At 37.2% G+C, this 12,675-nt stretch carries 12 protein-coding genes; 6 read left to right on the top strand and 6 right to left on the bottom strand.

Features of this window, described 5'->3' with window-relative positions; all coding sequences use genetic code 11:
- Positions 1–49: 49 nt before the first annotated feature.
- The 4 genes from FEE95_RS11075 to FEE95_RS11060 are packed head-to-tail and all read right to left on the bottom strand — an operon-like array spanning position 50 to position 5,525.
- Entirely contained in the window at positions 50–1,507 is a 1,458-nt protein-coding gene (locus FEE95_RS11075) for an oligosaccharide flippase family protein (protein WP_138658009.1), read from the bottom strand.
- Positions 1,507–2,778, bottom strand: coding sequence for a glycosyltransferase family 4 protein (locus FEE95_RS11070; protein WP_138658008.1), 1,272 nt, complete (start codon positions 2,776–2,778; stop codon positions 1,507–1,509). Before FEE95_RS11070 ends, FEE95_RS11075 begins: the two co-directional genes overlap by 1 nt.
- Positions 2,778–5,228, bottom strand: coding sequence for a YfhO family protein (locus FEE95_RS11065; RefSeq protein ID WP_138658007.1), 2,451 nt, complete (start codon positions 5,226–5,228; stop codon positions 2,778–2,780). Before FEE95_RS11065 ends, FEE95_RS11070 begins: the two co-directional genes overlap by 1 nt.
- Positions 5,229–5,261: 33 nt before the next feature.
- On the bottom strand, positions 5,262–5,525 hold the full coding sequence (locus tag FEE95_RS11060) for a DUF4834 family protein (protein ID WP_138658006.1): 264 nt from the start codon (positions 5,523–5,525) through the stop codon (positions 5,262–5,264).
- Between the two features lie 87 nt (positions 5,526–5,612).
- Between FEE95_RS11060 and FEE95_RS11055 the strand changes: the two genes are divergently transcribed.
- From FEE95_RS11055 to FEE95_RS11030, 6 genes are all read left to right on the top strand, one after another.
- Entirely contained in the window at positions 5,613–6,713 is a 1,101-nt protein-coding gene (locus tag FEE95_RS11055) for a transporter (protein WP_138658005.1), read from the top strand.
- Between the two features lie 44 nt (positions 6,714–6,757).
- Positions 6,758–7,141, top strand: a complete 384-nt coding sequence (locus FEE95_RS11050) for a DoxX-like family protein (protein ID WP_138658004.1) — start codon at positions 6,758–6,760, stop codon at positions 7,139–7,141.
- Positions 7,138–7,878 (top strand): DUF2071 domain-containing protein, encoded by a 741-nt coding sequence (locus FEE95_RS11045; protein WP_138658003.1) that lies wholly within the window; start codon positions 7,138–7,140, stop codon positions 7,876–7,878. Before FEE95_RS11050 ends, FEE95_RS11045 begins: the two co-directional genes overlap by 4 nt.
- Entirely contained in the window at positions 7,866–8,618 is a 753-nt protein-coding gene (locus FEE95_RS11040) for a class I SAM-dependent methyltransferase (protein ID WP_138658002.1), read from the top strand. The genes FEE95_RS11045 and FEE95_RS11040 overlap by 13 nt, the downstream gene beginning before the upstream one ends.
- Positions 8,611–9,009 (top strand): hypothetical protein, encoded by a 399-nt coding sequence (locus tag FEE95_RS11035; protein ID WP_138658001.1) that lies wholly within the window; start codon positions 8,611–8,613, stop codon positions 9,007–9,009. The genes FEE95_RS11040 and FEE95_RS11035 overlap by 8 nt, the downstream gene beginning before the upstream one ends.
- A gap of 76 nt (positions 9,010–9,085) precedes the next feature.
- Complete coding sequence (locus FEE95_RS11030) at positions 9,086–10,207, top strand: GTP cyclohydrolase (protein WP_138658000.1); 1,122 nt, start codon at positions 9,086–9,088, stop codon at positions 10,205–10,207.
- 45 nt (positions 10,208–10,252) lie between these two features.
- Here FEE95_RS11030 and FEE95_RS11025 read toward each other — a convergent pair whose 3' ends face one another.
- On the bottom strand, positions 10,253–11,512 hold the full coding sequence (locus tag FEE95_RS11025) for an aminotransferase class I/II-fold pyridoxal phosphate-dependent enzyme (protein WP_138657999.1): 1,260 nt from the start codon (positions 11,510–11,512) through the stop codon (positions 10,253–10,255).
- Positions 11,513–11,630: 118 nt separating this feature from the next.
- A complete protein-coding gene (locus FEE95_RS11020) occupies positions 11,631–12,671 on the bottom strand; it encodes a PLP-dependent cysteine synthase family protein (protein ID WP_138657998.1) in 1,041 nt (346 codons plus the stop codon).
- Between the last annotated feature and the right edge of the window lie 4 nt (positions 12,672–12,675).

The raw sequence follows: 12,675 nt of genomic DNA, 5'->3' as shown, positions 1-12,675 counted from the left end.
TACCTCCGTAGTGGATTCGTCTACTGCGGAGGTTTTTATTTTGAAAATATTACTTCGCTTTTAAAAAGGAGTCAATAACTCCATTCACATCTTCGGAAATCTTAAAGCGGTAAACCACAAAAACAAAAATCAAAAGCATTGGTATACTCTTCAAAATGATATTCACAATAGGATGGAAGGAGAAATCCACAAAATAGAATGGGATTCCAATGCAAAGCAAAAGCATAAGAACCTTTAAAGTATCAATCGTAAACGGAAGCATTCCAAATTTAGCTTTTACATAAATCAACTTGATGGTATTGTAAATAAAGAACGCCATAAAGCTAGCTATGGCTGCACCTTCGAGTCCATACTCTGGAATCAACCACAAATTAAAAAGTATGGTCATAACGGCCAATAAAACACCTAGCACCAAAACCGCTCTATAGTACTTTGAATTGTATAAAATTGCATTGTTATTCCCTAAAAGGGAATCATAGACTTTTATCAATCCTATTATAAAAACGACAATAAAGCCACCTCGATATTCCCCCGGAAGCAAAAGATAAAGTTCATTCAAGTTCAAAATAATCAGCAGGAACAAAATTCCCGAAGCAATAAAAAGGGTCAAAGAGCTCTTTTGATACAGGGTTTTTAATCCCGTATTATCGCCTTTGTTTATCAATTCTGCGGTTAAGGGATAGGTAATTTGGTGCATGCTTCGTGATGGCACGATAATTACCATGGCAATATAGGTCGCAATAGCATAATACGCTACATTTTCAATGGCAATAAATTGATTCAGCATCACTTTATCAATTTCTAGCAAAACCACCGCTGCAGAACCCCCTAGTACTATTAAAGCACTGTAGTTGAGAATTTCCCTTGTATTTTCAGGCCATTGAAAATTAAGCTTAGGCATTCGAATAGAATAGGCATAAAACTTCATTATCAAAACGCGCAGCAATTGAAGCCCCACCATAGCTTTCAAAAAGAAATCAACTGTGATCACATCAAGATAAATCAGCACTAAAAGCAGCATCGTTCCTGCTCTAGTGAAGATCTCCTTCATGAAATTTCCAAAAACGGATTTTAAGTGAACCCTCGCCCAAGCATAAAATATTTCGAAATAGGCCAAGCCAAATCCAATTAAAAAGATATACCAAACATAATCTTCAACTATAGGATTTTTATCCGACAACAAACTTCCGATAGTGTCATATGCAAAATATGAAACACCAAAAAGAGGTATTATGATAACAAGTGGAAGTAAAAGCATAAGAGTTAAGAAGGCATTTAAGCTCCCCTCCTCTTTAAAACTACTGAAATACTTGACCAAAGTATTTTGCACACCAAATGTCATTATGGGCATTAGTATCAATGACGCGGAGAGAATTACTGTCACTAAGCCGAAATATTCAGCCTCTAAAAATCGCGTGTAAAGAAAGAGTTGGTTTATCGCCCCAATACCAAAACCGATGTAGGTAATTAAGGTATTGTTTAGAGATTGTTTGAAGACGATTCCCATTAGATATATTCCGCTAGTTTTCGAGTGAGTTCCCTTCGACTATATTGGTTTGTACTTACGGACGAAACCCTAAGTTGTTTGGTTTGGTATTGTTCGAACCAATTTAAAAGTACATTTTTCAATTGGAAATGAGCGGAATATTCGAAAATAGCCCCGGTTTTTGTGAAAGCCACCATATGGGCAACCTCCCACCCTATTGGGCCTACTCCCAAAACAGGTCGCTCGGCGGCCATGTATTCAAATAATTTTCCTGGGATTATTCCTTTGGTCTCCTCTGAATCAATTTCCACTAACAATAGTACTTGTGATTTTTGTTGGTGCTGAATGGCCTCTTCATGAGAAACATAGCCAAGCACATCCACGTAATTTTCCAAGCCAGACTTTTTGAGCGTTTGCAATACATCATCACTTAGCACACCCAAAAATTGCAATCGCACGGATTCTTTAAAAGCTGAATTTTCAGCAATCAACTCAGCAATAACCTTCCAAAGATTTTTAGGGTTCCGGCCCGTAAGCATGGAACCTATATGTGATATGGTAAATTTCTCATCTAAAACAACTTTACGTGTAACTATACTATCAAAACCGTTGGTAATAACCTCAATGGGTTGCCTTGTAATGGCTTGAAATTCTTTTCTTGTGGTTTCGCTGGTTACAACAATTTTATTAGCCTTGGTCAATACTAACTGCTCTAATTCTTTATGACGGTTTTGAGCCATACTAGTTAGCTTCAATTTTTTATGATACCCTATAGATGTCCACGGGTCTCGAAAATCGGCTATCCACTTTATTTTTTTGAATTCTTTCAAATGATATCCAATGAGATGCACACTATGTGGCGGACCTGTAGTTATTACGGTATCTATTTGGTCTTTCTCAAGAACATCATATAAAAATTTTACGGATGGACGAACCCAATATTTTCGGGCATCAGGAATGAAAAAATTGCCACGCACCCAGAGCATTATTTTTTCTAAAATAGATTGATTTTTGGTCTGGATGATTCCCGAGCTTATCCGTTTCGTTTTCTTTTTGGAAAAAATACTTGCAATGCGATAAGGTTCAAATATGCGATGTTTGTAAATTGTGATATCCTCAGGAATCTCATCTTCAAAAGTGTCGTCGATGATAGGATAGTTCGGGTTTTCAGGAATATAAACCACAGGTTCCACACCAAAATCCCGAAGATATTTAACGAATTTCAACCAGCGTTGTACACCAGGCCCACCCGCTGGTGGCCAATAATAGGTGATGACCAGCACTTTTCGCATTAGGCTTCTGGATTTTCTTCTTCACGTCTTGATTTCCAAAAGGAAAATCCTATTCCCACAAAAACAATCAATCCTAATAACAAAGAACTTGCCAGGGTAATTTTACTTCCTGTCTTTACTACTTCGGGTTCAAACTTGAATTCAATGGTATGCTCGCCTTCGGGAATGCGTAAAGCACGAAGTACATAATTTACTCTAAAGTGGTCTTGCGGCATTCCATCTATATATGCATTCCATCCATTAGCATAATACATTTCTGAAAAAACGGCAACCCCTGCATATTTATTGAAAGACTTATAGGTCAGATGATTAGACTTGTAGGTTACCAAATTAATAGCAGTGGTCGAATCCATTCTAAAAGCAAAACGATTGATATTTGGAAAGTCTTTTGTGTTTACGATAGCCTCCTGCTTTGACGATAACCCTTGAAGTAATTGGATTTCTTCGTCTGCGCTATTCGCTTTCTTTAGTTCAGAAACGAACCATGCATTTCCATTAGCTTCCGGATTGATTGCAGGATAGCTCCTTCCTTCTTCATCTTGTTGTACAACATACTTCACATTGAGCATATTCAGAATCTCCATATTACCCTTTTCAATTTGGTAGTCGAACAAATCTTGAATACCTGCTGGTTTAGCGGCATGGTACCCACTAATGGATTGATGAAAATAAGAAGTCCGACCACCACCGGCTAATCCTTCTGACTGGTCCCAAACACGGTAAATACTTTTATCTTTCTTGATTTCCTTATCAAGAGCCATCTCTTTAAATGGTTGATTCATTGCTCTCTTCGAAACAAAATTCTTTTTATTCACATAACGCAAATCAACACCTACCAGGTCAAAAACAATTAATGCTCCCAAAGCGATAATTACAATATTCTGCTTTAGCTTTTCCTTCATATAGAACCACAAAAGAGTTGCTGTCAATAATACCAATAAAAAAGAGCGGAATAAATCGCTATTGTAAACTGCCTTTCGGTCCAGTTTTATCAGAGCATATAATTCATCGCCATAATTCTCTTTTAACATCCTATCCATAGGACCTTCAAATGAAAAACTTCCTTTAAAAACGAAGAGTAATATACATATACCAATTACCGAAAAGAATGCGATTTTAAACGACTTCAGCTTTTTGGCTTTATCAATGGATGGGTTCATTAATGCCACCAAAGCTAATATTGCCAATACCGGAGCGCATAATTCCAGTATTACTTGAATGGAAGAAACCGCTCGAAACTTATTATACAACGGAAAATAATCAATCATAAAATCGGTGAGCAAACTAAAGTTCTTTCCCCAAGACAAGAACAATGACATTAACACACCTCCAAGAAGCCACCACTTGGCTTTTTTCTGTACTAGGAACAATCCTAAAATGAATAGAAAGAAAATAATTGCTCCAATATATGCTGGACCCGCCGTGCCAGGTTGATCTCCCCAATATGATTGTACCTGACTAGAAAATTGAAGTGCTTTTGAACGTGGCAAACCCTGGTCTATTAAAAAATCATATGTTTTTGAATCGTCACCTAAATCTTCAATGCTCGCTCCACCGAATAATCGTGGTACAAAAAGATTTAAGGATTCAGTAACTCCATAGCTCCAATGGGTAATGTATTCTTTGTCCAAGCCCGAGGACTTCTCTTTAGGGCTCCCATTAGGAGAGACGGTTAACTTTGAAGGTCCTCTTGTACTCCAATCGGCATATTCTTTGGTTGCCATTAATCCCGTTGCATTTGCGGCAATACCCAGTGTTACAGCCACGAGTAAAATTCCTACGGAAGTAAAAAAGTGTTTCAAATATTTATTTCGAATGGCATCCACCAAATAAACAATGCCCAAAATCAGTACCAGCAACATAAAATAATAGGTCATCTGGTAGTGGTTTGCTCGTATTTCAAGACCCATGGCGATTGCAGTCAATACAAAACCCCATAAATACTTTTTTCGAAAAACTAAAATAATTCCCCCTAAGAGCATCGGTAAATACCCCATAGCATGGGCCTTCGCATTATGACCAGCGCCAAAAATAATAATGAGATAGGTTGAAAATCCAAAAGCGAGTGCTCCTAAAATAGCCAATCGAAAATCGACCTTCATACAGCAAAGGAGAATGTAAAAGCCTATGAAATAAAGAAAAAGATAATCAGCAGGTCTTGGTAAAAACCGAATCAAAGTGTCGAGCTTCTTAACATAATCGTGCGGATAATAAGCGCCTAGTTGATACGTCGGCATTCCGCCAAAAGCACTATTCGTCCAGTAGGGTTCTTGTCCGTCGTTCTGCTTTCGAAAATCATTTTGTTCCTTGGCCATACCAACAAACAATTTTATATCATTTTGACTTATGACTTTACCTTGTAAAACAGGACTAAAATATGCAAGAGCAACAATAACGAAAAATACGGCCACAAAGAAGTGGGTGAAAAATGCTTTTAAACCTGTTTTCATGAATTGTTTTAGTGGTTGACTACGCTAAAATAATCAATCAATTTCCTCAAAGTCAATATAATCACCAACTTTTTCTGAAGTACCACTTTTCTTGGCAGGCCTTTTGTCTATGATTACATCACCTACCTGCTCTTCTTCTGTAATATTTTGGTTGGCAAAATCGCCAAATTTTTCTTTAAAATGTGCTTCGGTCTTCTTTGCTGCGTAGTTTAGAATCTTTGGTGCGAAAAGTTTTGCCAATATCTTAAAAAGATAATAGCACAAAATGATTATTAGAATCGTCTTTAAAAAAGCCATAATATTTCTAATCGATTATATCAAAAATACGATTATCGCGTTGTATTAAATAGACCAAAGTCTTAAAATAATAATAAAATAGTATTTATGGATAGCCTTTCCGAAGCAAGCAAACTACAGAAATTGTTATTTACTTTAGTTCTTATCCTGCCATTTTTCGGGTTTTCGCAATACACAGATGTCATCAATTCAAATAGGCCCGGACTTTCAGTAAGCGCCTATGCGGTAGGTAAAAATGTGATTCAAGTTGAGACCGGTCTTCGTTTTGAACAGAGTGACCATTCACTTTTAAACACACAAGCAAACCTTTGGGGTGCTGATATCTCTTTGCGCTATGGATTACTTTTCGAAGAATTGGAAATCAATTATGAGGGCACCTTTCAAAACAAGAATACCACTTTTACAAATTCAGGACTAGAAGAATCTTTCTGGAACTTCTCACGAAATAGATTAGGACTCAAATATTTGGTCTATGATCGTTACAAAGACCCTGAACGCAACAAACCGAATATTCGAAGTTGGAGAGCCAATAATGTTTTTCAATTAAAAAACCTGATTCCCTCGGTATCCGTTTATGGAGGGGCAACATTCAACCTTGGTGAGAATCCTTTTTATGTGGGAGACCCCACAGTTTCTTATCGCGCCATGGTTGCTACCCAGAGTAGACTTACCCCTCGTTTTGTACTTATTTCAAATATAGCCTATGACCGGATTTCCACAGACTTTCCTGAATTAAGTTATTTGGTTTCCATATCCTATGCCTTTAGAAATCCGAAGTGGAGTACGTTTTTTGAAAATCAGGGAATCAAAAGCGATCGCTATTCTGATGTGTTGCTTAGAGCCGGTGCCGTTCATTTGCTTAGTGAGGATTTGCAAGTTGATCTAAGTATGGGCGCAAGTTTTAAAAACACACCTTCAAGAATCTTTGTTGCCGCTGGTATGTCATATCGTTTTGATTTACATACAGATCCACCTGTAAAAGCCATTGAAGATCAAAAAGCTGGAGAAAATGGTGGAGGGCCTATTAAGAAAAATGCCATGAAAAAGAAGGGTAAAGGCGAGAAAGGTTCTGGCGCTGAGGATATTGATTTAGGTCCTTCCAAAAAGGAACTTCGAAAAAAGAAGAAAGCTGAAAAGAAAAAGAACAAAAAGAAGAAAAAGAAAGATGATGGAGTTATCGAGTTTTAGGGATGTTTGATGCCCCATACACGGGGTTAAAAAATTTATAAACGTTGACCAAAAATATCTTTTACAAACTTCTTACTTACCTAATAGCTACTGTTTGGTTTATTAATGGGCTCATATGTAAGGTGTTGAATTATGTGCCAAGACATGATGAGATTGTTGGTGAAATCTTAGGAGCTGAATATGCTCGGATTTTGACACTTGCCATTGGTGCTTCAGAGATTGCAATGGCCATTTGGATTTTCTCAGGAATAAAATCCCGCTTGAATGTTATCCTTCAAATTGCAATAATTGCTACAATGAATGTTTTAGAATTTGCACTTGTACCCGAATTATTACTTTGGGGAAGGTTTAATATTCTATTTGCAACTTGTTTGATTTTCATTATTTACTACAATGAATTTGTTTTAAAAAGAAAACTTACCGTATGAGTTCATTCCTGAAAAATCATCCATTTGCAGTCGATGCGTTTTTTGAAAGCTCAACCGTACTTGCTTATGCGGTTCCGAAAGAGCAATTAGAACGAATTATTCCCGAATGTTTGGAGTTAGATACCTTTGATGACAAATGGGGATTTTTAGCCTGTGCTATAGTCCAAACAAAGCACTTACGCCCTAAAGGTTTTCCTAAATTTTTGGGGAATGATTTTTTCTTAACTGGATTTCGGATTTTTGTTAGATACCAAACCAGCTGGGGAAAACGACTTAGAGGCTTGTATATCATAAAGTCGGAAACCAATAAAAAGAAGATGGAGTTCTTCGGAAATATATTTACGCATTACAAGTATACCACTACCGATATCCAACAAAAAGTAATTGGCAACATAACAGAAATATCCTCCAAAAAATCTAATTTTAATATTCAAATAGAGCATACGCAAGAAGAAGTGGAACTTCCCATAAATTCTCTATTTTCAAACTGGAAAGAAGCCCGCCGTTTTGCTGGTCCATTGCCTTTTACCTTTACATGCAATGAGTCAAAAAAAGAGATTTTGATTATTGAGGGAGTCCGTTCAAACTGGAAGCCAACTCCAATTAAAGTCTTAAATCATTCCATTTCATTTATAGATAGTTTAAATCTCGATGGTGTGGTTTTGGCCAATGCATTTAAAGTAGAACAAATTCCGTATAGTTGGAAACGCGGTAAAATCGACCTATGGACACCCTAAGAAAACCACTTCAAGGTGTTTGGAACATCGTTCGATTCAATTGGCATTTCTATATTTTGTCGATAGGCTTGGCGATGGTATTATTGTATCTATCTAGCATTCAAACTGTAATTCCCCAAGAATACATGGTATTCGCGTCTTTAGCAATTGTATCCATAATCCTAATTTCACTCTTAGCCTCGCTTTATATTTATGATTTATCCGGATTATACTCTCTAAAATGGATGGATAGACTGGGCTTGAGCGAGAAGAATTCAATCGTGAATATAAATGCAGGTTTTGATGAGACGAGTGAGTTATTAGTTAAGAGATATTCAGATGCTAAGTTTTCCGTTTTAGATTTTTATGACGCAAAAAAGCATACTGAAATCTCCATTAAAAGAGCTAGAAAGGCATATCCACCCTATCCAAATACGCTGTCAATTACTACGGACGGGGTTCCTTTGGAAGACAACTCCGTAGATATCATTTTCGCTATTTTATCTGCCCATGAAATACGCAATAATGCGGAGCGCATAGTCTTTTTCAAAGAGCTCAAAAGGGCTCTTAAACCAAATGGTAAAATCGTCGTTACGGAGCATCTGCGGGATGCACCCAACTTTTTAGCCTATACCATTGGTTTTTTTCATTTTCATTCAAAAAGCACATGGTTAATGACTTTCAAGAATTCTAACTTAAAGGTTTCCAAAGAAATTAAAATCACGCCGTTTTTAACCACCTTTGTTCTTCAAAATGCTTGAAACCCATATTAAAATAGCCGGTTTTTCATTAATGGCTCTAGCCCTTGTGCACATTATATTTCCAAAATATTTTTCATGGAAAAGTGAACTCAAAAACCTGAGTCTTATAAACAGACAAATGATGCAGGTACATACCTTTTTCATTGCACTAATTGTTTTTTTAGTAGGATTGCTTTGCACTAGCTCAAATACAGATTTAGTTCACACGCCTTTAGGAAAACGAATTTCTCTAGGTCTATCGTTTTTCTGGGGAATTCGAATGGGTATTCAATTTTTTGGTTATTCTCCTAAACTATGGAAGGGAAAGGTTTTCGAGACCATAGTTCATATAGTTTTTTCGCTACTTTGGATATATCTAGCCACGGTATTCTTCTTAGCATATTCCTCTTAATAATCCATCATTAAGTCTTATGTAATTTTATTCTAAGGATTAATATCCCTAATATTGGTCTTAGAAATAACTAGACATGGTCACCCTCAAAGAGGCGGTTACAAAATCAGAGTTAAAACAGTTTGTAAAGTTTCCTTTTTCGCTTTACAAAGACTCACCATATTGGGTTCCTCCAATTATCAAGGATGAACTTGAAACCTTTGACAAGACCAAAAACCCTGCTTTTAAAAATGCTGATGCTTGGTTTTTTTTAGCCTACAAAGAGGGAGAATTAGTTGGCCGAGTAGCTGCTATTGTTAATACGCTGGAAATCAACCATCAAAAGTTAAAGAAAATGCGATTTGGCTGGTTCGATTTCATTGATGACCCCGAGGTATCTGAAACTTTGCTTCAAAAAGTTGCCGAAATAGGGAATCAGCAACGACTTGAATATATGGAAGGTCCAGTAGGTTTTTCTAATCTAGATAAAGTGGGTGTGCTTACTGAGGGTTTTGAACATATCGGAAGTATGGTAACCTGGTATAATTACAGCTACTATCAAAACCATTATGAACGCCTGGGTTTTGTCAAGGAAAAGGAATACATGGAAAATAAATTTCCCGCTAGCAATGCCGACCCTGCACTCTTTACTAAACTGAACGATTTAATCAAACGCCGTTACGGTCTACGTGAAGTAAATTTCATAAATACCAAAGACGTGATGCCTATGGCAGATAAGATGTTTGATTTGTTTAATGAAACCTATTCAAAGCTTTCTTCTTTTGTCCCCATTACAGAAGTTCAGAAGGCCTATTTTAAGAAAAAGTACATAGGCTTTATCAATCCTGAATACATTAAGTTTATTGTTGACAAGGAAGATAAACTTATTGCATTTGCTATCGTAATGCCTTCATTTTCCAAAGCATTGCAAAAAGCGAATGGCAAACTTTTCCCTTTTGGGGTCTACCATTTATTGAAAGCGAAAAAACAGAGTAAAGATGTGTATTTCTATTTGATAGGAATTCATCCAGAGTATCAAAACAAGGGGGTTACAGCTATCGTATTTAACGAATACTATAAAACCTTTACTGAGAAAGGAATAGATATGTGTTATCGTACACCTGAATTGGAAGAGAATATTGCCATCAAACAAATGTGGAAACATTTTGAGCCGGTGGTGTATAAAAGAAGGCGGACTTATCGAAAAGAATTGGCATAAAAAAATCCCGAATAATCGGGATTTTATTTTTGGTATGAGTCTTAACTATTCACCCATGGCAGCTGCAACTGCAGCAGATAATCTCTTATAAGTTCCATTTTCAAGACGCTCTCTAATCCCAGAGAAAGCATCTAAAGTAATGGCTATATCCTCTAAGGTATGTGTCGCCGTAGGAATCATTCTAAGTAAAATTAATCCTTTAGGTATTACCGGATAAACCACTATAGAACAGAAGATTCCGTAATTCTCACGAAGGTCCTTCACAAGAGCCATTGCTTCTGGAATACTACCGTTTAAATAAACTGGAGTAACACAACTGGTTGTAGTTCCAATATCAAAACCTCTTTCCTTTAATCCATTTTGAAGTGCATTTACATTCTCCCACAGCTTTTCTTTTAGTTCAGGCATAGTTCTAAGCATATCCAAACGTTTTAAAGCTCCCTTGACATACGTCATGGGTAGAGACTTCGCGAACATTTGCGAACGTAAATTGTACTTTAAGTAATCTATAATTTCTTTGTCTGCAGCTAAGAAAGCTCCGATGCTAGCCATTGATTTAGCGAAAGTGGCAAAATACACATCAATGTCATCTTGAACACCTTGCTCCTGCCCCGCTCCGGCTCCAGTCTTTCCTAGGGTACCAAATCCGTGAGCATCATCAACAAGTAGTCTAAAACTATATTTTTTCTTTAAGGCAACTATCTCTTTCAGTTTGCCTTGTTGTCCGCGCATTCCAAAAACCCCTTCAGATATCACCAAAATACCACCTCCAGTTTGCTCTGCCATTTTTGTAGCACGCTCAAGGTTAACTTCCAAACTTTCAATATCATTGTGTTTGAAGGTAAAACGCTTGCCCATGTGCAAACGAACACCATCGATAATACAGGCATGACAATCAACATCATAAACGATGATATCGTCCTTGTGCACCAAGGCATCAATTGCGGACATTATACCTTGATAACCGAAATTCAATAAATAGGCAGCTTCTTTATCCACAAAAGCAGCACATTCCTGCTCTAGTTGCTCATGAAATTCCGTATGACCACTCATCATACGAGCACCCATTGGATAGGCCGCCCCGTATTCAGCAGCTGTATCACCGTCAATCTTTTTTATCTCGGGTAAATTAGCTAATCCCAGGTAGTCGTTAATGCTCCAGGTAATAACTTCTTTACCTTGGAATTTCATTCGGTTCGAAATCGGACCTTCTAATTTTGGAAAAACAAAATATCCCTCTGCTTGCGAAGCCCACTTACCTAGTGGCCCCTTATTCTCTATAATTCTATCAAATATGTCTCTCATGGAGTCTGGTTAAGTTTTTGAAAACCTTACGGCACTGCAAAAATATAGATTTTACGGCAGAAAAAAAGGCAATGAACTTGTTAGTCATCGCCTTTTTTAATGTTATTATTAACTATTCTTATCGAATCACCTGTATTTGTTGGGTTTCCTCAACACTACTATTGTTCAAAAATCCTTGATCTTCCATCCATTGATCACTATAGATTTTACTCATATACCTTGATCCATGATCTGGAAAGATTAATACTACGTTGCTATCTTTTCCGAATTTGCCTTCCGCATCAAGCTGTTTTGTCGCCTGCATTACCGCTCCACAAGTGTATCCTGCAAAAATTCCTTCAGTTTTTGATATCTCCCGAGCCGTATGGGCACTTTCCTCATCGGTTACTTTGATAAACCCATCGATAGCACCAAAATCAGTAGCTCCTGGAATCAAGTTTTTACCCAATCCTTCGATACGGTATGGATATATTTCATCAGTATCTAATTCTCCTGTTTCATGGTATTTCTTCAATACTGAGCCAAAAGCATCAACACCTATCACTTCAATATCTGGATTTTGCTCTTTCAAAAAGCGAGAAGTTCCTGAAATAGTGCCTCCAGTACCACTACAAGCAACTAGATGGGTAATATTACCATTCGTTTGCTCCCAGATTTCAGGTCCTGTTGTTTTATAATGAGCTTCCATATTCAACTCATTGAAATATTGGTTGATATAGATAGAACCTTTAGTTTCTTCGTGTAAACGTTTTGCTACCTGATAATACGAACGTGGGTCATCCGCACTAACATGAGCTGGGCATACATAAACCTTTGCTCCCATGGATCTTAACATGTCAATCTTATCAGGAGATGACTTGGAACTAACCGCTAGGATACAATCATACCCTTTTATCATACTAACCATTGCTATACTAAAACCGGTATTACCGGAAGTGGTCTCAACTATAGTACTACCTTCGGTTAATATCCCTTTTCGCTCGGCTTCTTCAATAATGTGAAGAGCGATTCTATCCTTAGCAGAATGGCCTGGATTGAAGGCTTCGACCTTAGCATAAAAATTGCCCGTTAAATTCTCTGATATTTTGTTCAGCTTTACAAGCGGTGTGTTACCTATAAGTTCTAGGACATTGTTGCAAGCATTAATTTTATCTCCCATATAA

It is taken from the genome of Maribacter algarum (ex Zhang et al. 2020) (assembly GCF_005885635.1).
Taxonomy (GTDB): Bacteria; Bacteroidota; Bacteroidia; order Flavobacteriales; family Flavobacteriaceae; genus Maribacter_C; species Maribacter_C algarum.
Note: the sequence above shows the minus strand (reverse complement) of the source record. Positions and strands in the feature narration are given on the sequence as shown.